This is a genomic window from Actinomycetospora sp. 2LY8.5 (genome assembly GCF_057180585.1).
In genome coordinates, this window is the sequence record NZ_JBXUHE010000061.1 from 1 (window position 1) to 22,868 (window position 22,868).

Consider the following 22,868-nt stretch of genomic DNA (forward strand, 5'->3'; position numbering starts at 1 on the left):
CTGATATGCCTGGCCCGCCGCCGCACCGACGTCATCTACGCCATGCTCCGCGACCACCAGCCCTACCGCGCCCCAGCGCGAGCACCCGAGCCCCTCGCGGCTTGACAACCCCATAGAGACACCCCCCTCGGCAGCGCGGACGAACGCGTAGGTGTGTACCGGCCAGCCCGATGCGTCGTCGCGGAAAGGGACGAGGGCCATCTCCACGGGCATGCCGATCTCGAGGGCATGGGGCTCGGTCTCGACGAGCCGGGATTCGACGATGAGCTGCCCCAGCAGCTCGACGTAACCGACGCCGTACGGCTCGTAGGCCTCGGTACCCGTGTAGGGCGGCTTGGGTCGGAAGCCCTGCACCGTCCACGACCACAGCGTGCCGACCCGGGAGAGAGCGACGTCGGTCATCGACGAACCGGTGCACCGCGGACAGCCGCCCTGGCGAGGGAAGGTGTGCGCACCGCAGTCATCGCACAGGCTGCCCGCCAACGCCACGCCCTGCGCGGTCTCCACGAACAGGGAGTCGTCGACGGTCTTGCGTGCGTCGATCACGGTGCCGCCAGCCGTCCGCCGTCGACCGCGAGCAGTGCCCCGGTCGTGTACGACGCTGCGGGGCCGCAGAGGTACAGGGCCGCGCCTACGATCTCGTGGGGCTCGCCCACGCGCTGCGAGGGCCAGTCCTCGGCCATCTTGCCGACGACGTCCATGTCCCAACCGCGGCTGATGTCGGTGAGGAACGGGCCGGCGACGATCGTGTTGACCCGCACGGTCGGCCCGTACTCCTGCGCGAACCCGGCGGTGAGCGTGTTCAGGGCGGCCTTCGCCGACGCGTAGGGCAGGTCCGAGGCGGTCGGACGTCCCGAGGCCATCGAGGAGATGTTGAGGACGACACCGCCGCCGCGGGCGACCATGCGGCGGCCCGCCTCGGCCATGAGGCGGAACGGGCCCTTGAGGTTGACGCCGACGACCTTGTCGAACAGGTCCTCGGTGACCTCGGCGAGGCTCGGGTAGACCGGTGCGATCCCGGCGTTGTTGACCAGGACGTCGACCGCGCCGAGCTCCTGCTCCACCTCGTCGAGCAGCGTGCCCAGCCGGTCCCAGTCCCCGACGTGGGCGGCGTGCGCGCTGACGCGCCGGCCGGTGGCCGCCGCGAGCTCGTCGGCGAGCTCCTCGCAGGCGTCCTTCTTCCGCGATGCGAGAGCGACGTCCGCCCCGGCTGCGGCGAAGGCGATCGCGATCTCCCGGCCGAGACCGCGCGACCCGCCGGTGACCAGCGCGGTGCGCCCGGCCAGGGGCTCGCCCGTGGTGCGGACCGCCGCGACGGCCTCCTCCACCGTTGTCGTCATCTAGGGATGTCCTTCCAGGCCACGCTGCGGTCCGTCCGCGGCTCCGGCGGCAGACCGAGCAGCCGCTCGGCGATGATCGTTCGCTGTACCTCGTCCGACCCCCCGGCGATCCGGTAGCCCGGTGCCCCCAGCACGTGCTCGGTCCAGCGGTAGCTCCCGTCCCCGAGGTCCGCGACGAGGCGCTCGCCGAGCACCACGGCCGCGGCCTCGGAGACGAGACGGAGCCGCTGTGCCCACGCGAGCTTGCGCAGTGACCCAATCGGCCCGGGCTCTCCGCCGGCCAGCCGTGTCTCCCGGTCCCGCTGCGCGGAGGCGGCGGCGACGTGCTCTGCCACCCAGACATCGGCGAGCATCCGCCGCACCTCGGGATCGCCGGTCCGTCCCAGGTCGCGGGCCGTCCGGACCAGCTCGTCCCAGCCGCCGCCGAGGTCGGCCTGGGCGCCGGAGTGTCCGCGCTCGAAACCGAGGGTCGCGAGCGTGACGGCCCAGCCACCGCCGACCTCCCCCAACCGCTGTGAGTCCGGGATGCGGACCTCGTCGAGGAACACCTCGCAGAACGAGGTGCCCCCGGACATCTGACGCAGCGGGCGGACGTCGACCCCGGCGGAGTCCATCGGCAGCAGGAAGGCAGTGAGTCCCTGGTGCTTGGGCACGGCAGGGTCGGTGCGAGCGATCAACTCGCCCCAGCCGGCGAACTGAGCCCCGGAGCTCCAAACCTTCTGGCCCGTGACCACCCAGTCGTCGCCGTCGCGCACGGCGCGGGTCGCGAGGCCTGCGAGATCGGAGCCGGCCGACGGCTCGGAGAAGAGCTGGCAGGCCAGCGCGTCGCCGCGCAGCAGGGGCCGTACCAGCCGCTCACGCTGATCAGAGGTCCCGAACATCTGCACGGTCGGGGCGATGAGCGCGGTGCTCACCGACGTCAGCTCGTGTTGCCCGGGGTGCTCGAACTCGCGCTCGGCCTCGGCGAACGCCTCCTCGTGCAGAACAGTCAGCCCCGCCCCGCCCTGCTCGACGGGCCAGGACAGCGCGCCGTAGCCGGCGTCGTACTTGGTGCGCAGCCACTGCTGGATGCGTTCGAGGAGGGCACGTTCCTGGTCGAACGCCAGGTCGTGGAATACCGCCAGCGAGCGGCGCTCCTCCTCGTCGCGGGGCGACAAATGCTTCCCGAGCCAGGCCCGGGCCTGGTCGGTGAATCCGGCGAGTTCCTGCGGGTCGACGGCGACCGCGCTGTCGGGCACGGCGTACACCTCCTGTACTGAATTCAATTCAAACTCTAGAGTCCTCGTCCGTCATGGACAAGGACCTCGGAGCGCCGGGCGTAGTGGACGGAGTCGAGCGATGGAGCTGACGGGACGACGGATCGTGGTCACCGGGTGCGCCCGAGGAATGGGGGCAGCAACCCTCGCGGCCTACGCGCGGGCCGGGGCGCAGGTCGTCGGGATGGACCTGGACGCCGAGGCAGGCGCCGCCCGCGTCGAGGACGCGTCGAGCCGCGGTGAAGTGCACTTCGAGCCCATCGACGTCGCCGACCCGGCGTCGGTCACCCAGGCGTTCGCGCGGGCCGCCACCCTGCTCGGCGGCCTCGACGCACTCGCCCACCCCGCGGCCATCCAGGGTCCCGGAGATGCGGCGACCGTCGACCCGGCCACCTGGGACCGCATGATGGCGGTGAACGTGCGCGGCACGGTGCTCACCAACCAGGCCGCCCACCGGGCGATGGCCGGGGCCGGCGGCTCGATCATCAACTTCGGCTCGGTCTCAGGACTGCGGCCCGAACCGGTCGCTCCCGCCTACTCGGCGTCCAAGGGCGCCGTCCACTCGTGGACCCGCACGGCTGCGGCCGCGTGGGGCCGGGATCGTGTGCGGGTCAACGCGATCCTGCCCGCCATCGCGACGCCGATGTACGACGAGGCGATCGCGCAGATGACGCCCGAGCAGCGCGACGCGCACTACTGGCAGAACGAGCGGTCGATCGCCCTCGGCGAGGGTTATGGCGACGCCGAGGCCGACCTGGCCCCTGTGATGGTCTTCCTCGCGTCGGACGCCTCCCGGTTCATCACCGGTCAGCTGATCCCGGTCGACGGCGGGCAGACGTCGGTTCGGTGACGGCACGACGCCGCCCGCGTGCTCGTCGGCACCCCCACGTTTCGAGTGAGCGTGGACCTGGTGCTGGAGACCGTTCGTGTCACGAGACGTGCCACGCGGCCTTCGACGCCCGCAGCCGCACCCACGGTGTGGAGGCAACATCTGGCGCGCACCAGCACGATGCACGGGCGAGGCCCCAAGCTCTGGTCCCGGGGTGTCAGACCTCAGCCAGGGAGGACGCGGTGGGGGTCAGTGACTCGATGATCTCGGCGCGCGGGGTGCCGACCCGTCCGAGGGCCTTGTAGAACGCCTCCGGCTGCGCCCAGTCCTCCGGGGCGAAGACGCCGGGGCGCTCCCGGCCGAGGTCCAGCGCCATGGTCATGAACGCGGCGCACGCGGTGCCCGTGATGGCGGCCATGTCCTTGAACAGGAAGGTGCCCACTCCGCTGGTCGGGGTGCGCTTGATCGAGACCGCGGGTCGCCCGTCGCGGGAGCCGATGGCGCGCACCAGCAGACCGCCGCGGTAGGTCGGCGCGGTCTTGCCGCGCGCGGAGGAGATCAGGAAGTCGAGCACCTCGCCGGTGGTGCACTCGCCGGTGCGGACCTGCTCGACCATGCCGGCGAGGGCATGGCGCCAGCCCGCGAGGGATCCCGGCTTGCCGTCGAGGAGGTCGACGAGGAAGTCGACGGCGGTGTCGAGAGGTAGCGACTGGCGGCGGACGGCCTTGCCGAGGCCGCGGGCTATGCCGTTGAACGGGGCCGGGTCCAGCCCGCCGAGCACGCGGATGCGCGTGGCGTTCGGGTAGAGCCGGGGCACGGTGACGGCCTCGGGGTGGGCGGTCTCGTGGAGCAGGGTCTCGCCCGCGCCTCCGCCCATGGGGGCGTAGGCGGTCTCGACCCAGGTCTCGTTGACGGTCGGCTTGCCGTCGGCCCAGGTCAGGCAAGGTCCGGCGGCGATGTGCATGAGGTGCTCGAGGACGGCCCGGCCGATGCCGGGCCGCTCGTCGCCGACCAGCCAGCAGATGTCGAGGGTGTCGACGCTGTCGAGGTCGGCGGCGGCGTCGAGGACCATCACGTTGCTCATGCCCGGCGAGGCGCCGCAGCCGATGTAGCAGGGCACGCCGGCCTCCTGGGCGCGCTCGTGGAGGCTCAGCGCGGCGTCGGTGCTCTCGACGTCGTCGTCGAAGTCGAGGTACGGAACCCTCGCCTCGAGGCAGGCGTTGATCACCGGCTCAGCGGTGCGCTGGTAGGGCCCGGCGCCCAGCACGACCAGCGACGCCCCCTCGATGGCCCTGCTCAGGCTCGCGGGATCGAACAGGTCGAGCGTCGTGGTGGTGGCGCGGCCGGGCGGCACGGTGCGCATCACCTTCTCGAGGGCCTCACTGCTGATGTCGGCGAGCACCAGGTGCGCATCGCCGGTGGCGGCGAAGCGCTCGACCGCCACGCGGCACATCTCGCCGCCGGCTCCGATGAAGACCACTTTCTCTTCGCTCATGGGCTGCTCCGTCCCTCATATTACGAACTCGAATCGTGTTCGAAACAGTGGGGGACGAGTGGGCAGGATGTCAACGCCACGTCGGGATCGGTGTCAGCCCGTCGGGGCGTAGGACTCGAGGTAGGCGGTGAGCAGCCGTCGCATCTCCTCGATGACCGCGTCGTCGCCGGCCCGGCCCTGACGGAACGCGACGTCGAAGAGCCGGTCGCCGACCTCGAAGCAGAGCTCCAGGGCCAGCGGCGGGGTGTCCTCGGCGATGAGGCCGCGCTCACGGAGGAACCGCCCGAGTCGTTCTGCCTCGGTGACGTCGAAGGCGCGAGCGAGGTCGGAGAGCGTTGCGCTGCGCCCGACGAGCCAGAGCTCGATGAAGCTGGGCGACTCGCGGAAGTACGCCAGGATCGGGTCGATCACGGCGTCGAGGGCCGCGCGGATGGTCGTCGGCTCGGGCCGACCCTGCGCCGGCCCGCCGAGGGCGGGCGCGAGGCGCTCGCCGACCACGGCGATGTGGCGTTGGACGAGCTCGGCCTCGACCTGACCCCGGTCAGCGAAGTAGTGGTACACCGACGCGACGGGGATGCCCGCCCGTTGCCCGATCGCCTTGAGTGACGCGGCGTCGTAGCCCTGCTCCGCGAGCAGCTCCTCGGCCGCGTCGAGCAGAGCCTCCATTCGTCGGGCACTGCGCCGCTGTGCCGGCGAGCGACGAGCCAGGCCGGCCGAGTCCGCCGCAGCCGACCGCAGATCGGAAGAGGACACATCACCAGCTTGACACGCGCCCCGCCGACCACTCTAGACTCGAATACGATTCGAGTTCGTGATTGCTCGGTCGTGACCCTGTGGGGACGGAGAAGACCATGACGACCCCCGACGTGGACGTCCTGATCATCGGAGCGGGCATCTCCGGCATCGGCGCGGCGTGCCACCTCACGACCCAGCGACCAGGAACGACGTTCGCGATCCTCGAGGCGCGCGAGGAGACCGGTGGCACCTGGAGCCCGTTCCGCTACCCGGGCATCCGATCGGACTCCGACATGCCGACCTTCGGCTACGGCTTCCGACCGTGGACCGATCCCACGGTCGTCGCCCACGGCCAGGTGATCAACGACTATCTCCGCCGGGCCGCCACCGAGCACGGGATCGACGAGCACATCCGCCTCGGCCACCGGGTGCACCGCGCCGACTTCTGCTCCGACACCGGGTCCTGGACGGTCACGGTGGAGCGCACCGCCAGCGGCGAACGGCTGCAGCTGAGCTCTCGCTTCCTGTTCCTGGGCACCGGCTACGACGACTACGACGCCGGCTACACCCCCGAGTTCCCCGGGATCGAGACTTTCGCCGGACGCGTGGTCCACCCGCAGCACTGGCCCGACGACCTCGACCACACCGGCCAGCGGGTCGTGGTCATCGGCAGCGGCGCGACCGCGGTCACGCTGATCCCCGCGATGGCCGACCGCACCGCCCACATCACGATGCTGCAGCGCTCCCCGAGCTACGTGCTCTCGGTCCCCACGCGCGACCCGCTTGCCACCGTGGTGGCCCCGCTGCTCGGGGCGGAACGCGCCTCGCAGCTCATACGGCGGAAGAACATCGCGCTGCACCGCGGGCTCTTCCGCGCCTGCCGCCGCTTCCCGCGCCTGATGCGGCGCCTGCTCATCGCGAACGTGCGGCGGCAGCTGCCCCGTCACTTCGACGTCGACACCCACTTCACCCCGAACTACCGGCCCTGGGACCAGCGGCTGTGCATCGTGCCCGACGGCGACCTGTTCACGACCCTCTCCCAGGGCCGGGCCTCGGTGGTCACCGACCAGATCGCGCGCTTCACCCCGCGCGGCATCCTGCTGGCCTCGGGCCAGGAACTCGTCGCCGACATCGTCGTCACCGCCACCGGGCTGTCGATGTCGCCCTTCGGCAAGATCGAGCTGCACGTCGACGGCGAGCCCGTGCACCTGCCCGACACGACCGTGTTCCGGTCGATGATGCTCTCCGGGGTCCCGAACCTCGCCTTCGCGCTCGGCTACACCAACATCTCCTGGACTCTCAAGGTCGACCTCGTCGCCGAACACTTCTGCCGCCTGCTCGACCACATGGACGCCCGCGACCTCGACGTCGTCGTCCCCGTCCTCGACCACCCCGACATGGAGCGCGCGGACCTGCTCGACCTGACCGCCGGCTACGTCCGACGCGGCATCGGGGCCTACCCCCGAGCCGGGACCCGCGGCCCCTGGACCGCCGCGATGGCCTACGAACGCGACGTCGAACGCCTCCGCCACGGCCCGATCGACGACGACGCGCTGACGTTCACCGCGACCCGACAGGCGGTGCGGGCGTGACCACGCCGAGCTCCCCCACCCACGCCATCACCTTCCCCAGCCACGGCACGACGTGCGCCGCCTGGCACGTTCCTGCCACCACCAACGTCCTCGCCGGACCCGGCGGTCGACCCTGTGTGGTCATGGCGCACGGCTTCGGCGCCACCCGCGACTCCGGGCTGCTCAGCTTCGCCCGGCCCTTCGCCGACGCCGGTACCGACGCGCTGGTCTTCGACTACCGAGGCTTCGGCGACTCCGCCGGCACACCACGCCAGCACGTGAGCTTCCGGCGCCAGCGCGAGGACTACCACGCCGCGATCGACACCGCCCGCCACCTGCCCGACGTCGACCGCAGCCGGATCGCGCTGTGGGGCACCTCCTACGCCGGCGGTCACGTCGTCGCCGTCGCCGCCCAGAACCGGCACGTCGCGGCCGTGGTGGCGCTGACCCCCGCCACCGACGGACTCGCCTCCCTGATGCAGATCGGCCGATCAGCAGGCATCAGCCTGCTGCTGCGCGCCACCGGGCACGGGCTGCGCGACGCGGCCCACGCGCTCACCGGACGCCCGCCCCACCACGTCCCGATCGTCGCCCGGCCCGGCGACACGGCCATCATCACCGCGCCGGGCGCCGTCGAGGCCTACACCTCGATGGCCGGCCCGACCTGGCGCAACGAGGTCTGCGCCCGCACCGCCCTCGATGCCGCGTCCAACCGCCCACGACCTCCGCCTCCCGCATCACGTGCCCGACCCTGTTCCAGATCGGGACCGAGGACCGTGTCGCCCCACCCGCGGCCGCCCTGCGCACCGCGCGACGAGCCGGCCCGCACGCGCAGATCCACCGCTATCCCGTCGACCACTTCGACGTCTACCGCGGCCGATGGCACCAGCAGGTGCTGGCCGACCAGATCGAGTTCCTGGCCTCAGCCCTCGCCCCACGGCACGCCTGACCCGAGGTCCCCTCTGCGCACCACCTCAGCGGTGCCGTCGAACGGAGATGCCATGACCGACACCCGCCACGAGGAGGTGCGCGCCGACGTCGTCGTGGTCGGCGCCGGGCTCTCCGGGCTCACCGCCGCCCTTCGACTGGTCGAACGCGGACTTTCCGTACGGGTGCTGGAAGCGGGCACCCGCGTCGGCGGCCGGACCCGCGACCTCGACGTCGGCGACGACGTCGTCGCCGAAGGCGGCGGCCAGTGGATCGGCGCCGAGCACGAGCGGATGTTCGCCCTCCTCGACGACCTCGGGCTCGAGACGTTCCCGACCCACACCGCGGGCAAGACGCTCTACCTGCACCGCGGGCGGCGCCGAACGTTCGGCGGCACGATCCCCCCGATGCGGCCCTGGGCGATGCTGGACTTCGCCCAGGCGCAACTGCGGCTCGAGCGGATGGCCCAGCAGGTACCCGTCGCGACGCCATGGACGGCACCGAAGGCCATCGAGTGGGACGGCACCACCCTCGGGCACTGGCTCGACACCCACTGCCACGCCGACGAGTCCAAGCACATGTTCACCTTCGGCTTCTCCCTGGTGTTCTGCGAGGACCCGCACCGCACCTCGTTGCTCAAGGTCCTGCACCAGATCAGGACGTCCGGCGGGATCGACTTCATGCTCAACACCGAGAACGGCGCCCAGGAGACCCGCATCGTCGGCGGCTCCCAGCAGCCGTCCCTCGTGATCGCCGACCGACTCGGCGACGACCTCGTCCTCGACTCGCCCGTCACCGACGTCGACCAGACCGACGACGAGGTCCTCGTGCGCTCGGCCCGGCTCGACGTGCGCGCGCAGCGGGCCATCATCGCGATGACGCCGGCCGACGCGGACCGCATCCGCTTCACGCCCGACCTCCCGACCCGTCGGGCCGCCCTGCAGCGGGTGTGGCACAACGGCACCGAGAGCAAGATCTTCGCCGTCTACGACCGACCCTTCTGGCGCGACCGAGGGCTCAACGGAGCCGCGGTCACCGACCTGCCGATCGCGCACTACGTCATCGACAACTCGCCCCCCGACGCCAGCATCGGCGTCCTGCTCTCCTTCGTCGGCACCACCGGTCCCGACGACATCCTCGACGACCCGGACGCACGACGCGCGGCGCTCCTGACCGACCTCGAGACCCTGTTCGGCCCCGACGCCGGCCGGCCCATCAGCGTCCACGAACAGAGCTGGGTCCACGAACCGTGGATCGCCGGCTGCGTCTCGACCCGAGCCCCCGGCGTCATGACCACCTACACCGACGCGACGACCAAGGCCGTCCGCCGCGTGCACTGGGCCGGCACCGAAGCGGCCCCGCAGTTCGAGGGCTACTTGGAGGGCGCCGTCCGCTCCGCCGAACGTGCTGTTGGAGAAGTCGTGGCGGCGACTCGACCCACGGTCGCCCTCGCGTCCCACCGGAAGACCGGGATCGCGACGCCCAGTTCGTGACCGGGATGACCGGCACGATCCGAACCGCCGGCGTCGCACCCCAACCTGTTCCGAAGAGGCACAACATCGGCGTTGATCGACACATGAAGCGACCAGCGCCGATGCGAGGTCGCCTGCCCCAGCGGCCCGGTCCATGCCCTCCATAGCCCCTCGACGGCGGCACCGGGCCCCGAGCGGACCGCGTTGACCAGGGCCTCTGCCGGCAAAGGCGTTCTCCGGGTCCGCCACGCCATGCACATCGTCACCACCGGCTGCCGCCGTTTCGTGTCACAGGACGTGTCATGCAGACCGCGAGTGCATGTCGCGGCTGCTCAGCGGTCGAGGCGTGGCAAAACAGCGCGGAGTGTCCGCGGCGTTGGTGCCGTCGATCGCTGAGTTGATCGACGGCCCGGACGCGGTGTGCGTGAGGTACTCGTCGAGCCCGTCGGTGAAGTAGGTGACCACGTTGTCGGGGGCGAAGGGCCAGTCGCTGCCGTAGGGGATGTGGTCGGGGCGAGCGAAGGCGAGCAGTGAGGGCAGTGCCGACGGGCTGCCGGACAGGGCGGTGTCGTAGTAGAACCTGCGGAAGTCCTCGAGGACGTTGCCGATGTCGCGGCCGGCGTCGAGGGCCATGCCGACGGCCATGCGGTGCGCGGCGTAGGGCACGAACCCGCCGGTTCACCAGTTCGGCGTGGGCGTCGTTGAGCCGGACGGTGAGCTCACGAGCCTCGACCGGATCGCCGAGGTGGGTGCCGGGGGTGGACAGCGACAGGATGCCGGTGGCGATGCGGTGCTCGTCCATCATCGACACCGCGGCATCGGGGTTCCAGTCCGGCAGGGCCCGGCCGCCGGCTCCGGCCATGCCATGACGCCGCAGGGCGGCGAGGTAGTCGCGTGGGAGCAGGTGCTGATGGACGTCGATGCGACCGGGGGTCGCGTGGGGAGTGCTCATGGCGTTCTCCTCGTCCTGGGTCCGATCAACCGTCCGCGCGCCGGTACGGCGGGGGCGTGGCGAGCGGCGCGGGCCGGTGTGGTCAGGGGTCGGCTCGGTCGGTGAAGGCGCTGATCGAGGCGTAGTCGTGAACCGAGTCCGGGCTGATCACGTCGGCCACCGGGTGGCCGCGAAGGATCTTCTTGATGGGCGCCTCGAGCTTCTTCCCGGTCAGGGTGCGGGGCACGGCGGGAACGGCGTCGATCACGTCCGGGACGTGGCGGGGAGAGAGCTGTCGGCGCAGCGCGCGACGGACCCGGTCCCGCAGTCCGTCGTCGAGCTCTGCGCCGGGTGTGAGGGCGAGGAACAACAGGAGTCGGCCCGGGCCGCCCTCGGCGTCCTCGAGATGGACGACGAGGCTGTCGGCGATCTCGGGGAGCTCCTCGACCACGGCGTAGAACTCGGCGGTGCCGAGCCGCACGCCACCGCGGTTGAGGGTGGCATCGGAGCGTCCGCTGATCACGAAGCTCCGGTGTGCGGAGACGGTGACCCAGTCGCCGTGGTGCCAGACGCCGGGGTAGGTCTCGAAGTAGGTCGAGCGGTAGCGCCGGTCGTCGGGGTCGTTCCAGAAGCGCACGGGCATCGAGGGCATCGGCTCGCGGATGACCAGTTCGCCGAGGCTGCCCACGACTTCCTGACCGGCCGGGTCGAACGCGGCGGCATCCACCCCGAGGCATGGTCCGGACAGCTCACCGCGGTAGACCGGCAGCCACGGGGAGCCGCCGACGAAACCCGAGCAGACGTCGGTGCCGCCGCTGACGGAGTTGACCAGCAGGTCCGGTCCGAACTGCTCCTGGACCCAGTCGAATCCGGACTCGGGCAGAGGAGCGCCGGTGACGCCCAGGGTGCGCAGGGAGGACAGGTCGAGGTCGCGGGTCGGTTCGACGCCGGACCTGCGGCAGGCCATGAGGTAGCCGGGACTGGTGCCGAGCAGCGTTGCTCGGGCCGCGGCGGCGATCCGCCACTGCTTTAGCAGGTCCGGGTAGGTCGGGTCGCCATCGACGAGCACGACCGCGGCTCGGTGCAGCAGGCCAGAGACGAGGAGACCCCACATCATCCATGCGGTCGTGGTGAACCAGAGGAAGCGGTCGCCGGGCCGGGTGTCCATGCTCAGGGCGTGGCTCTTGAGGTGCTCGAGCAGGATGCCGCCGTGACCGTGCACGATCGCCTTCGGCAGTCCGGTCGTGCCCGAGGAGAACAGCACGTAGAGCGCGTGCTCGAACGGGACGGCGTCGAAGGTGAGCGGCCCGGCGTCGGCGGTGAGCTCGTCCCACGCAGTCGCGTCCGTGACGGCGAAGGGTCCGTACGGCACGCCGACGACGTGCTCGACGGTGGGCAGCCCGGCCCGGATGGCCGCCACGTCGGCGGCCTTGTCGATCATCTTGTCGCCGTAGCGGTAGCCGCCGATGGTCAGCAGGACCGTGGGTTCGAGCTGGGCGAAGCGGTCGATCACGCTGCGGGCGCCGAACTCCGGCGCACAGGTGGCCCAGACCGCGCCGAGGGAGGCGCAGGCGAGGAACGCGACGAGGGTCTCGGGGATGTTGGGCAGGTAGGCGACGACGCGGTCTCCGCGGGTCACCCCGCAGCGTTGCAGCCCGGCGCGGGCGCGAGCGACCTGCTCGGCGAGCTCGCCGAAGGAGAGCTGAACCGGGTCGCGGGTCTGGGAGTGGGCGATCACCGCGATCCGGTCGGTGTCCTCCGGGCCGCCGAGCATGTGTTCGGCGTAGTTCAGTCGAGCGCCGGGGAACCACTGTGCACCGGGCATTCCCCGGGCGGCCAGGACCGTGTCGTAGCGGCCGCGGACACCGAAGTGGTCCCAGATCGAGGACCAGAACCCCTCCAGATCGTCGACCGACCACGCCCACAGCTGCCGGTAGTCGGCGAAGTCCAGGCCGCGCTCGTCGGCCAGCCACCGCACGTAGTGGCCGACACCGGTGGTGTCGAGGACGTCGTCGGCCGGGCGGCGCAGGACCGCGCCCGGATGGTTCTCGGACGGGTCGGGCTCAGGCATCGTCGTGGGCGCCGGTCATGAGGTCGGCCAGGTCGTCGGGCTGCAGGAACGAGGGCGGCGGCGGGGGACCCCAGGAGTAGAGGCTCTTCTCGCCGGCCACGACACCTGGCTCCCAGATCTGGTCGTCGGGGATGCAGTCGATGTCGGAGTAGTACTCGGAGAAGTTCCCGGCCGGGTCGCGCAGGTACCAGAAGAAGTTCGAGCCGATGTAGTGGCGGCCCAGCCCCCAGGTGTGTCGTTCCGGGTGGTTCTCCAGCATCGTCGTGGCGCCGCGTCCGACCTCGTCGACGTCGTCGACCTCCCATGAGCTGTGGTGCAGGAAGCTGACCGGGGCCTGCTGGACAAGGACGTTGTGGTGGTCGGTGGAGCACCGCATGAACGAGGCCAGGCCGGGGGCTTCGTCGCTGACCTTGAACCCCAGTCCCTGCGTGAAGAATCGCTGGGTGGCGTTCTGGTCGATCGACCCGAACACGACGTGCCCGAGCTTGCGGGGACGGACCGGGTCGGGCCGCAGGATGCCCGGGGCGCGCACGCCGGGACGTCGGGCATCGCCGGGCGCGTTGTAGGGCGGGGTCGGGGTGGTGGCCTGTTGGATGCGGGGCGCGACCGAGACGATCACCTGCAGTCCGGTGGCCGGGTCGACCGCGCGCACGCTGTCGCCCTCTCGGTGTGCGGCGATCTCGAGGCCCGCCAGTGACGCGGCGATGCGTTCCAGATCGTCCGGGTCGTCGACCCCGACACCCAGCGACATCAGGCGCCGTCGTGGGCTGTGGCGCACTTCGAGCTGCCGACCGCCGTCGACGGTGGCGAAGCGGTGGACGGCATCCGGGTCAGGGGTCGGGGTCGTCTCGCCGTAGACGGAGGCGACGTGCTCGGGGACGAGTCCGAACTCGGTGTAGTAGCCGGCGGTCTCGGCGACGTTCGGGACGCCGATGACGATGTCGGTGAGGCGGTGCAAGCTCATTGTCGCTGGTCCTCTCAAGCGCTCACGAGCTGATGGCGCATGGTGCCGATGCCCTCGATGGTGGTGACGAGCTCGTCGCCGGCGGCGAGGAAGCGCTTCGGGGTGCGGCCCGCGCCGACCCCGGCGGGGGTGCCGGTGAAGATGACGTCACCGGGCTGGAGTTCGAGCACGGCCGAGAGCTCGGCGATCAGCTGCGGCACGGTGAACACGAGGTCGCTGGTGCGGCCCTTCTGGACGGATTCGCCGTTGACCGCGCATCCCAGGGCGATGTCGTCGCGATCGCCGAACTCGTCGGGGGTGACCAGCCACGGGCCGGTCGGGCCGAAGCCGGGGAACGATTTGCCCAGGCTGAACTGTGGTGCGGGTCCGGCGCCCTGGACGGTGCGCTCGGAGAGGTCCTGTCCGGCGGTGAGCCCGGCGACGTGGTCCCAGCCGCGCTCCACCGGCACCCGCCGAGCCCTCGTGCCGATGACCGCGACGAGCTCGACCTCCCAGTCGACGGTCGGGCCGGCCAGGACGACGTCGTCGTAGGGGCCGGTGAAGCTGCCGACGAACTTGGTGAACACGGTGGGCGTGTCCGGGAGCGCGAGTCCTGCCTCGGCGGCGTGGTCGCGGTAGTTGAGGCCGATCGCGAACACCTGGGCGGGGCGGGGCGTCGGGGCGCCGAGCTCGCCCGGGTCGAAGGCCCGCGCCTGGCTCGTGTCCGCCGAGGGCGCCCAGGCGAGGAACTCCTGCCACCGGGGGTAGATCGCCTGGGGGTCGGCGGAGAAGAGGCCGTTGCTGGCCGACTCCACGTCGACGGCCGTGCCGGCGTTGTCGTCGACGACCAGGACGAGGCGTTCGTTCAGATTGGCGATGCGCATGGTGTCGTTCCCTCAGGCGGTGGAGGTGGAGAGGATCTGGGCCACGGCCGCGGTCAGGACGCCGAGCGGGTCGTCGACGGACCCCGCGGACCGGAACCCGACGTAGCGGTCCGGGCGCACCAGGACCGCGCCGTCGGCGGCGATGCCGCGGTTCTTCAGCCACGCGCAGCGCACGTCCACGAAATCGATGTCGGGGTGCTCGGCGTCGAGCATCCCGACCCGGCCGGCCCGCAGGGCCAGGCCGGTCTCGGCGGCGAGCTTGTCGGCCGCCTCGATCCAGGCCTGGCCGTTCTCCCCGGCCAGCAGCACGAAGTGACCGCCGTCGACCAGCGTGCCGAGCGGGAGTCGCTCACCGCCGCGTTCGACCCAGGCGTGCGGGAGCGGGTGCCCGGGCTTGGTGGAGGGCTCGTAGAGCCGCACCGGGTCGAGCGGGACGTACGGGGCGGAGCCGTCGTCGACGACGGCGGTGGAGGCGGCCGCGTCGTAGGTGTAGCCGAATTCCACGTGGTGGTGGCGGAACTCGATGGTCTGCGACCCGATCGCGCAGTTGAGGGCGTGGCGCTTCTCCTGCGAGCGGGGCAGGTCCTCCCACAGCGGCCGGACCTCGTCCCAGTTCTGCTCGGGGGTCTTGTCCGGCGAGAGCTCGAGCGCCGCGTCGATGGTGTAGTGGTTCATCGCGGCGTTGACCGCGGCCTCGACGTTGGCGCCGTCCACCGGGCGCCGCTCCGACTCGTACGTGTCGAGCAGTGCCTCGCCGGCCTGCCCGCCGAGCACCGCGGCGAGCTTCCAGGCCAGGTTGTAGGCGTCGTGGACCGCGCTGTTGAGGCCCAGGCCCCCGGTCGGGGGGTGGCGGTGTGCGGCGTCACCGAGCAGGAAGACCCGGTCCCGCCGGAACGCGTCCGCGAGCACGCCCTCCATGATCCAGGGGCTGACGTGGTGGATCACGGGGTCGAAGTCGGGGATGCCCAGCGCGGCCCGGATGCGCTCGAGCACCTTCGCCGGGTCGTCGGCGTCCGGGTCGTCGGCAGCGAACTGCAGGTGGAACACCCATTCCTCGGACTCGGTGCCCCAGTGCTCTGGGCCCATGGCCACGAGCACCCCCGAGGCCCACGAACCGCCGAAGTCGGGGTTGACCAGCCAGCGGATCAGCACGTCGGGGTCGGACAGGTGGGCGGACAGGTCAGCCGAGAGATGGGTGGAGACCATGCGCAGGAGGTTGGTCGGCCCGCTCATGCCCACCCCGATCAGCTCGCCGACCGTGCGCCCGCCGTCGGCTCCGATCACGTACGAGCTGCGCACGGTGTACTGCTCGCCGCTGTCGCGGTCGCGCAGGGTGGCGGTCACGCCGTCGGCGTCCTGGGTCAGGTCCAGAAGTTCGTGGTGGAACCGGATCGTCGCCGCGGAGTACGACTCGGCGTGCGCCTTGAGCAGCGGCTCGAGCCGGATCTGGGGCAGGTTCGCCGTGCGGCACGGGCTCGCGGCGATGAAGTCCGGGTCGGTGTAGCCCCCGCCCCACACCTCCAGGCCCCCGAGCCGGCGACCGTATCCGTCGTGGGGGCCGCCGACCCCGGCGTACCAGCCGGTCGCCTTCATGTTCTCCGGCGGCGTGCTCCGAGCCAGGATCTCCGAGGCCACCCCGAGCTCGGTGAAGATCTCCATCGTGCGTTGGTTGAGCACATGCGCCTTCGGCAGGATCGACGTCCCCGCGTGACGCGAGACCAACAGCGACGGAACCCCGAGGTGCGAGAGCAGCATCGAGGCGGTCAGACCGCCCCCGCCGCCACCGACGATCAACACAGGGGTGTGGGTCTCACGCATCACGTCCTCCTCGACGGCCCGACCTCAATCCAGCATGATGAATATGATTGGTGAGTATCGAAACCGTGCTCGCGGTCTGTCAAGGCATGCGGCATAATCATCATGTTTTTTGGGGAGAGGGGTGGACATGGCCAGCGACCTGATGAGCGATGGAGCGACGTCGCGAACCGAACGCGCAGCTCAGCGCATCGCCGAGCTGGTCCATGACAGGGAGCCAGGCGCCCGGCTGGGCACGAAGGGCGAGCTGCGCGAGCTCTGCGGGGTCTCGGTCGGCACCTTCAACGAGGCCCTGCGGGTCGTCCAGGCGCGCGGGCTCGTGGCGGTCCGACCCGGTCCCGGTGGCGGCCTGTTCGCCGCCGAGCAGTCCCCGATGGTCCGGCTCGGCAACTCCGTGCTGGCCATCGACGCCGACGCCTCGTCGGTGGCCGACGCCGTCCGCATCCGCGACGCCCTCGATCCGCTGCTCATCGCCGACGCCGCGTGGCACTCCTCCCCCGCCGACATCGCTCGCTACCGCAAGCAGATCGACGCCATGTCCGACGCCGTCGACGCCGTCGATGCGGACGCCTTCATGCGGGCCAACTGGCGGCTCCACGAACTGTTCGCCGAGGTCAACCCGAGCACAGTGCTGCGATCGATCTACATGGGCCTCATCGAGATGATCAAAGGTCACACCGTCGCCGTCCTACCCGCGAACGACCAACCGATCATCGACGTCATGTCCGATCGCCATCGCATCCATGCGGGGCTCGTCGATGCCATCGCGGACCGCGACAACGAGCTTCTCGACGACCTGATCCGCCAGCACAGCGTCAAGCACGCCTGACGGCCGGCGCCCGGAAACGCGGCTGTACGGCGGTTGACGCCCGTCCTCCCCGCTGAGCTCCGCGGGGCGAGGGGCGATACCGCCGTCGCAGGATGAGGCTGGGGTCGACGCCGAGCACCGCCTCGATCTCGTGTCACGTCCGGCACGGAAGATCGCCCGAGTTGGCGTTATCGCAGGTCACAGCGGTGGAGACGAAGGGAATCGAACCCTCAACTCCCGCCCTGCAAAGATGGACGACCGCGTTGACCAGGGCCTCTACCAGCAACGACGTCCTCGCGGACCGCCACCCGGTGCTCCTCTGCACCGCCGGTAGCCCTGGTTTCGTGCCACGAGGCGTGTCACGGCCTGGTCGTGGTCGCGTGTGTCAGGCCGACCCGCCTGCGCCTGCGATATCTGCGACTATCTTCTCAGCGAGCTTCTCGGAGGAGAACGGGTTCTGGCCGGTGTAGAGGTTGCGGTCGACCACGACATGGGGTCGCAGCGGCAGCAGGGCCTTGGAGTACTCGGCGCCGTTCTCCTTCAGCCGGTCCTCGAGGTACCAGGGCGCCTTCCAGCCGAAGGTGTTGAGCTTCTCCTCGACGTTCGACAACCCCGTCATGCGGAAACCGGCGAACGGCCACGACCCGTCGGCGCCGCGTGCCGCGAGGGTCGCGGCGGGCGAGTGGCACAGCAGCGCGAGCGGCCGACCCGACGCGAGCCGCCGGGTCAGCAGCGCGCCGGAGACGGCGTCGTGGGCGAGGTCCTCCATCGGGCCGTGCCCGCCCGGGTAGAACACGACGTCGTAGTCGGACTCATCGACCTCTTCGAGTGATCGGGGCCTCTCGAGCTCAGGAGAGATCGAGTCGAGGTACTCACGGACCTCCCGGATCGTCGACGGACGACCGGCAGTGCGGCCCATGCTGAGCTGGTCGAGCGTGGGCGCCACGCCGCCCGGAGTGGCGATCGTGATCTCCCAACCGGCCTCCCGGAACGTCCTGTGGGGTACGGCGAGCTCTTCGCCCCAGTATCCGGAGGGGTGGACCGTGCCGTCCCTCAGCGTCCAGCGGTCGGCGGCGGTGACGACGAACAGGACCGAGGTCATCGGGCGTTCTCCTTCTCGGTGACGGCCGCGCCTGTGCGGGCGGAGAGCCAGGTCCGGTAGCGGTGCAATGCGCGGCGCCGTTGGAGCTGCTCGACGGCGAGGCGAAGGCCGGGTGCACGCCGGGGGCGGTCTCGCGCCGGTGAGCGAGCCGGCGAAGCTGTCGGCGGACCTGGGCCATGCTGGCGGCGGAGGCGAGTCGTCGGCGTCGAAGCCGCCACGCTGGCAGTCGGCCGAGTTGAGCTTGACCGCCACCGCGAAGGAGGGCGACACGGCCTTCCGGACGACCCGGACGACGTCGAGCAAGACCCGAGCCCGGTTCTCCAGCGGGCCACCCACGCGTCGTCACGCCGGTTGACCAGCGGAGAGAGGAACTGCGAGAGCAGGCAGCCGTGCGCGGCGTGGATCTCTACTCCGTCGAACCCGGCCTCCTCGGCGCGCGCTGAGGTCACCGCGAAGCGTCGTACCGTGGCCTCGATCTGCTCCTCCGTCATCGCGACGGGATGGGCGAACCGGCTGCTCTGAGGCCCGAGGTCGAGTGCCACCGCCGAGGGTGCCCAGGCCACACCTTCGCGCCGCCCGCCTTCGCCGCGCGCGCCCACGCGGTGAAGGGCTCCAGCGGAGCGTGCTCGTCGAGCACCACGCCGGCCGGACGGGTGAGCGCCTCGGCGTGGACCATGACGTTGCCAGTGATCGGCAGCCCTGCTGCACCGGCGCCCCACCGCCGGTAGAGCTCGACGAGCTCGCCGTCCGGCACCTGCCCCTCACCGGCCAGGTTCTCCTCCATCGCCGCCTTCGCGACCCGGTTGCCGAGCACGGCGCCCGAGCGCAGGGCCACGGGCGAGAACAGCTGCCCGCTCATCGCGATCTCCTCAGCTAGAATGTGTGCACTGCACACTAGCAGCGGATGTTAGCAGTGAACACTCGAGAAGGATGTGCGCCGTGCCCCAGGCCTCGACCGCCCCCTACCACCACGGCGACCTGAGAGCGGCATGTATCCGCGGTGCCCGAGACCTGCTGGAGGAGACCGGTGACTCCGAGCTCTCGATGCGCGCCGTCGCGCGGCGAGCCGGCGTCTCAGCCACGGCGCCCTACCGCCACTTCGCGGACCGGGAGGCCCTGGTCTCTGCGGTCGCCGCCGAGGGTTACCGGGAACTGGCTGCCGACCTCGGGACCGCGCAGCCGTCGCCGTCGACACCCGAGGACCTCGAGCCGATCGGCGTCGCCTACGTCCGCTTCGCCCTCGACCATCCCGCGCTGTTCCGGGTGATGTTCGCCGAACCGTGCGACCCGAACAGCGGCGAGCGGGTCGCGGCGACCCAGGCGATCAACGCCTACCTCCACCACATCATCGAGGCCACGCTGCCTGACGCCGACACCGCGGCGACGGCGACCACGCTGTGGGCCGTGGTCCACGGCCTGGCGTTCCTGCTCCTCGACGGCAAGCTCGACCCGGCGGCACCCGAGAAGCCGGTCCGCGACGCGATGGCGACGATGCTGGGAGCAACTCCTCGCTCGTAATGTTGACAGTGCTCACACAGCCTCCTAGCCTCGTGTGAGCACTGCACACATACGAGGAGGGCCTGATGGCGACGTCATCGACTCGGGCCGAGGCAACCGTCGAGGTCGACCTCGGGGGGCGCAGGGTCCGCGTACCCAGTGGCGGCCTCTACGACCGATACCGCATGGCCACCGACCTCGACGAGGTCGCCCGTGACCCGCGCGTCAGCGGCGTCGAGTTCTTCCGGAACCTGCCCAAGACCGCGGTGGAGTCCCGCATCGGTCCCACGCTGACGCCGAACTACTACTACCGCATGTCGGTGGCCCGCCTCGGCATGCTCGCGCCGTCGCGGGCGATCCGATCACGGCTGCCGCGCGAGCTCGCGCCCCTGGAGCTCGCGCCCGGCCTGGGTCTGATCTCGGTGATCTTCTTCCGCTACGACGTCTGCGACATCGACTACTACACCGAGGCCGCCGTCGGGATCGCCGTCCGTCCCGCACGCCACAGTCGCGTCGGTGCCGTCGACACCCTCGCTGCCCTGGGCACCGACCACCTGCACTCCTACGTGCTCTCGCTGCCGGTGAACACCGAGATCGCGCAGCTCCGCGGCCACGACGGCTACGGCTTCCCCAAGTGGGTCACCGACCTCGACGTCGACATCACCGCCGCCCGCACGAACGCCCGGGTCGCCAACGACGACGGCGGCACCGACCTGGCGCTCGACGCCCCCACACCGGCCCAGCACCGCCACGCCAGCGGGGAGCGTGTCTCCACCCTGACCAGCTACACCCGCATCGACGGCGCCTGGCACACCTCGACCAGCCAGACCAACGCCCTCGCCAGCGGCAGCACCACCCTGCCGCGCTCTCTGAACCTCGAGGTCGGGCAAGGACGGATGGCCGACGACCTGCGCTCCCTGGCCCCGATCCGCACCGTCCAGTTCGCCGTCACCACCGAGGGCCAGCTCGCCCTGCACATGCCGGTACCAACCTCCGTACCGACCGCGCCGTGACCACAACCCGTCCGACGAGCAGGAGAAGCCCATGACACCGATCCCCCCGCCCGTGACCCCCTACCTCGAGCCCGAGGCCCGAGAGCTCGCCGAGGCCACCGACCCCCACCCGCGCATCTACGAAGTGCCCCCGGAACAGGGCCGCCAGATCCTGCTCGACCTTCAGAGCGGCGAGGGCGTCCCGCGACCCGACGTCGACGAGCAGTGGGTCGAGGTCGACGCCGGCCAGTGGGGCACCGTCCGTACCCGCATCATCCGACCGAAGGGCTCGACGGGCCCGCTCCCGGTCGTGTTCTACATCCACGGCGCCGGCTGGGTCTTCGGGGACGACAAGACCCACGACCGCCTGTTCCGCGAGCTCGCCGTCGGTGCCGGCGCCGCCGGGGTCTTCCCCGTCTACGACAACGCCCCGGAGGCCAAGTACCCCACCCAGATCGAGCAGAACTACGCCGTCGGGCAGTGGGTCCTCGCCCACGGCGCCGAGTACGGCCTCGACACCTCACGCATCGTCGTCGCCGGCGAGTCCGTCGGCGGGTGCATGTCCGCGGTGTTCGCGCTGATGAACAAGGAACGCGGCGGGATCGACCTCAAGGGCCAGCTGCTGCTCTACCCCGTCGCCGACGCCGACTTCGACACCCCGTCCTATATCCAGTTCGACGAGGGCTACTACCTGACCCGCGACGCCATGAGGTGGTTCTGGGACCACTACTCCAGCCCCGACCAGCGCACCGAACACCACGCCGCGCCGCTCCGGTCCACCCTCGAGCAGCTCACCGGACTCCCGCCCGCCCTCGTCATCACCGACGAGGCCGACGTTCTTCGCGATGAGGGCGAGAAGTACGCCAACAAGCTCCGCGAGGCCGGCAACGACGTCACCTCCCTGCGCGTACTCGCGATGGTCCACGACTTCCTGCTCCTCGACAGCCTCCGAGACACCAAGGCCGCCAACGTCGCCCGGAAGCTCTCGATCGACTTCCTCCGTGACGCACTCAACGTGGGCTGATCTCACTCACACTCGACGACGGCGCGTGCAGCCGCACCCAGCGGTCGGCGCGCCGTCGCCGAGGACGCGGCCGCATCGCGTTGGCGAGCAACTGTGAAGCGGGTTGACGGGTGAGGACCGAGTCGACAGCGAGCACCGCCGTGATTTCGCGTCACGTCCGGACACGGAGGATCGCGCCTAGTAGGCTTCATCGCAGGTCAGGGTGGGTGGAGACGAAGGGAATCGAACCCTCAACCCCCGCCTTGCAAACCCGAAAGATCTCGCTTGGCGACCTGCTGAGACCCGCCCCGACTCCTGGCTGACCTGCTCCCTCGTGCCGTCCCATGGCGGCGCCTGACAAGCAGTCTCGGGTGGCATGTGCACCGGATGTGAACCAGCACGTCCGGCGATCTTGTGCTGTCCGGGACTTGAACAACACGCCAGCTGGGTCGTCAGCTCCAGCCGCGAGCCACGGCCCAGAGGCTCAGTCCGCGTCCCTGCCGACGAAGAACACGCCAGGTCCTGATGGTTCGCATGGGCAGTCACGCTGCCGCAGGCACGGTCCGCTGTCGATCGAACACGTGTTCAAATCGTTACTCGCCGGGGGTGCCGTTCGGGCTAACGCGGCAGTCCTCCTGGGCGAAGTGCTCGCTGACACCCACGTAGCCCAAGGGGGAGTAAAGAATGAGCATCCTGAGCAAGCTCAACGAGTTCTCGAAGGTGGACGCGGAGCCCGTTCAGCCCGGCGTCGGCCCGACGACCTACTCGGAGCGCCGGCTCCTCGACATCGCTCAGGCTGCCGACTCGATCGCCTTCTGGGTCCGTCTGTGGAGCGCCCTCTCGATCGCGGCCTTCGTGATCATGCTGTTCGTCATGGCCAACGGCTAGTTGCCCCCCGGGTCCCGAGCCCACTCACCGCTCGCCTGACACGGGCCGGCTTCGGGGTCTCTCCCTCGGCGGCGCGTGGCCGTCGTTGCCGGGCCGGTCGTGCGGGTGCAACCCCTCCCCCGGCTCATCGACCGTCGCCGTTCCTGCGTGGTCGAGGGGTTGCAGCTGTGCGGCCGGGCTGGCAGGCCCTCGGAGCGCCGACGTGGGCGAGGCCCCGCCCCGACCACCACCCCACCGTCACCGCCGCCGAGCTCGTCACCGGGATGGCCTCTCCTGAGGCCGGTGCCATGGGTGCAGGGGCGGAGCGCC

At 70.9% G+C, this 22,868-nt stretch carries 21 protein-coding genes; 8 read left to right on the top strand and 13 right to left on the bottom strand.

All coding sequences use genetic code 11. The features are described from left to right. The 3 genes from AC2A1K_RS33085 to AC2A1K_RS33095 all read right to left on the bottom strand — a co-directional run. The coding region (locus tag AC2A1K_RS33085) for a Zn-ribbon domain-containing OB-fold protein (RefSeq protein WP_483900605.1) at positions 1–546 on the bottom strand (546 nt) is incomplete at its 3' end. Then, on the bottom strand, positions 543–1,340 hold the full coding sequence (locus tag AC2A1K_RS33090; protein WP_483900606.1) for an SDR family NAD(P)-dependent oxidoreductase: 798 nt from the start codon (positions 1,338–1,340) through the stop codon (positions 543–545). The genes AC2A1K_RS33090 and AC2A1K_RS33085, both read right to left, overlap by 4 nt. After that, positions 1,337–2,578: an acyl-CoA dehydrogenase family protein gene (locus AC2A1K_RS33095; RefSeq protein ID WP_483900607.1), complete on the bottom strand. Its 1,242-nt coding sequence runs from the start codon at positions 2,576–2,578 to the stop codon at positions 1,337–1,339. Before AC2A1K_RS33095 ends, AC2A1K_RS33090 begins: the two co-directional genes overlap by 4 nt. A gap of 100 nt (positions 2,579–2,678) precedes the next feature. Here AC2A1K_RS33095 and AC2A1K_RS33100 point away from each other — a divergent pair, with 100 nt between their 5' ends. Beyond that, positions 2,679–3,446 carry an SDR family NAD(P)-dependent oxidoreductase gene (locus AC2A1K_RS33100; protein WP_483900608.1) on the top strand — a complete coding sequence of 256 codons (768 nt, stop codon included), beginning with the start codon at positions 2,679–2,681 and terminating at the stop codon, positions 3,444–3,446. Positions 3,447–3,642: 196 nt separating this feature from the next. Here the strand turns inward: AC2A1K_RS33100 and AC2A1K_RS33105 are convergent, their stop codons facing one another. Together AC2A1K_RS33105 and AC2A1K_RS33110 are read right to left on the bottom strand one after the other, a co-directional pair. Beyond that, positions 3,643–4,920: a saccharopine dehydrogenase family protein gene (locus AC2A1K_RS33105; RefSeq protein ID WP_483900609.1), complete on the bottom strand. Its 1,278-nt coding sequence runs from the start codon at positions 4,918–4,920 to the stop codon at positions 3,643–3,645. A 93-nt stretch (positions 4,921–5,013) separates the two neighbouring features. Then, the gene (locus AC2A1K_RS33110) at positions 5,014–5,586 is read right to left on the bottom strand and encodes a TetR/AcrR family transcriptional regulator (protein ID WP_483900610.1); all 573 of its coding nucleotides are present in this window, start codon (positions 5,584–5,586) and stop codon (positions 5,014–5,016) included. Between the two features lie 185 nt (positions 5,587–5,771). Between AC2A1K_RS33110 and AC2A1K_RS33115 the strand changes: the two genes are divergently transcribed. Together AC2A1K_RS33115 and AC2A1K_RS33120 are read left to right on the top strand one after the other, a co-directional pair. Next, the gene (locus AC2A1K_RS33115; RefSeq protein ID WP_483900611.1) at positions 5,772–7,247 is read left to right on the top strand and encodes a flavin-containing monooxygenase; all 1,476 of its coding nucleotides are present in this window, start codon (positions 5,772–5,774) and stop codon (positions 7,245–7,247) included. Beyond that, positions 7,244–9,646 (top strand): alpha/beta fold hydrolase, encoded by a 2,403-nt coding sequence (locus AC2A1K_RS33120; protein ID WP_483900612.1) that lies wholly within the window; start codon positions 7,244–7,246, stop codon positions 9,644–9,646. The genes AC2A1K_RS33115 and AC2A1K_RS33120 overlap by 4 nt, the downstream gene beginning before the upstream one ends. Positions 9,647–9,925: 279 nt before the next feature. On the opposite strand, the gene AC2A1K_RS33125 is transcribed toward AC2A1K_RS33120, so the two are convergent. From AC2A1K_RS33125 to AC2A1K_RS33145, 5 genes are all read right to left on the bottom strand, one after another. Next, entirely contained in the window at positions 9,926–10,291 is a 366-nt protein-coding gene (locus AC2A1K_RS33125) for a hypothetical protein (protein ID WP_483900613.1), read from the bottom strand. 368 nt (positions 10,292–10,659) lie between these two features. Beyond that, positions 10,660–12,627 (bottom strand): acetoacetate--CoA ligase, encoded by a 1,968-nt coding sequence (locus AC2A1K_RS33130; protein ID WP_483900614.1) that lies wholly within the window; start codon positions 12,625–12,627, stop codon positions 10,660–10,662. Further along, a complete protein-coding gene (locus tag AC2A1K_RS33135) occupies positions 12,620–13,591 on the bottom strand; it encodes a VOC family protein (RefSeq protein ID WP_483900615.1) in 972 nt (323 codons plus the stop codon). Before AC2A1K_RS33135 ends, AC2A1K_RS33130 begins: the two co-directional genes overlap by 8 nt. A gap of 14 nt (positions 13,592–13,605) precedes the next feature. Further along, on the bottom strand, positions 13,606–14,454 hold the full coding sequence (locus tag AC2A1K_RS33140) for a fumarylacetoacetate hydrolase family protein (protein ID WP_483900616.1): 849 nt from the start codon (positions 14,452–14,454) through the stop codon (positions 13,606–13,608). 12 nt (positions 14,455–14,466) lie between these two features. After that, positions 14,467–16,272 carry an FAD-dependent monooxygenase gene (locus AC2A1K_RS33145; protein ID WP_483900617.1) on the bottom strand — a complete coding sequence of 602 codons (1,806 nt, stop codon included), beginning with the start codon at positions 16,270–16,272 and terminating at the stop codon, positions 14,467–14,469. Positions 16,273–16,399: 127 nt separating this feature from the next. On the opposite strand from AC2A1K_RS33145, the gene AC2A1K_RS33150 reads away from it, so the two are divergent. Continuing rightward, positions 16,400–17,098 carry a FadR/GntR family transcriptional regulator gene (locus tag AC2A1K_RS33150; protein WP_483900618.1) on the top strand — a complete coding sequence of 233 codons (699 nt, stop codon included), beginning with the start codon at positions 16,400–16,402 and terminating at the stop codon, positions 17,096–17,098. A gap of 364 nt (positions 17,099–17,462) precedes the next feature. On the opposite strand, the gene AC2A1K_RS33155 is transcribed toward AC2A1K_RS33150, so the two are convergent. The 3 genes from AC2A1K_RS33155 to AC2A1K_RS33165 are packed head-to-tail and all read right to left on the bottom strand — an operon-like array spanning position 17,463 to position 19,038. Beyond that, a complete protein-coding gene (locus AC2A1K_RS33155; RefSeq protein WP_483900619.1) occupies positions 17,463–18,179 on the bottom strand; it encodes a type 1 glutamine amidotransferase domain-containing protein in 717 nt (238 codons plus the stop codon). Further along, positions 18,176–18,670, bottom strand: coding sequence for an oxidoreductase (locus AC2A1K_RS33160; RefSeq protein WP_483900631.1), 495 nt, complete (start codon positions 18,668–18,670; stop codon positions 18,176–18,178). Before AC2A1K_RS33160 ends, AC2A1K_RS33155 begins: the two co-directional genes overlap by 4 nt. Then, a complete protein-coding gene (locus AC2A1K_RS33165) occupies positions 18,667–19,038 on the bottom strand; it encodes a hypothetical protein (protein WP_483900620.1) in 372 nt (123 codons plus the stop codon). Before AC2A1K_RS33165 ends, AC2A1K_RS33160 begins: the two co-directional genes overlap by 4 nt. 80 nt (positions 19,039–19,118) lie before the next feature. Here AC2A1K_RS33165 and AC2A1K_RS33170 point away from each other — a divergent pair, with 80 nt between their 5' ends. The 4 genes from AC2A1K_RS33170 (at position 19,119) to AC2A1K_RS33185 (ending at position 22,559) form a co-directional block, all read left to right on the top strand. Next, positions 19,119–19,697 carry a TetR/AcrR family transcriptional regulator gene (locus AC2A1K_RS33170; protein WP_483900621.1) on the top strand — a complete coding sequence of 193 codons (579 nt, stop codon included), beginning with the start codon at positions 19,119–19,121 and terminating at the stop codon, positions 19,695–19,697. A 65-nt stretch (positions 19,698–19,762) separates the two neighbouring features. Then, positions 19,763–20,689 (top strand): acetoacetate decarboxylase family protein, encoded by a 927-nt coding sequence (locus tag AC2A1K_RS33175; protein ID WP_483900622.1) that lies wholly within the window; start codon positions 19,763–19,765, stop codon positions 20,687–20,689. 31 nt (positions 20,690–20,720) lie between these two features. Next, positions 20,721–21,692 (top strand): alpha/beta hydrolase, encoded by a 972-nt coding sequence (locus AC2A1K_RS33180; protein WP_483900623.1) that lies wholly within the window; start codon positions 20,721–20,723, stop codon positions 21,690–21,692. 663 nt (positions 21,693–22,355) lie between these two features. Further along, the gene (locus AC2A1K_RS33185) at positions 22,356–22,559 is read left to right on the top strand and encodes a hypothetical protein (RefSeq protein ID WP_483900624.1); all 204 of its coding nucleotides are present in this window, start codon (positions 22,356–22,358) and stop codon (positions 22,557–22,559) included. Positions 22,560–22,868: the final 309 nt, after the last annotated feature.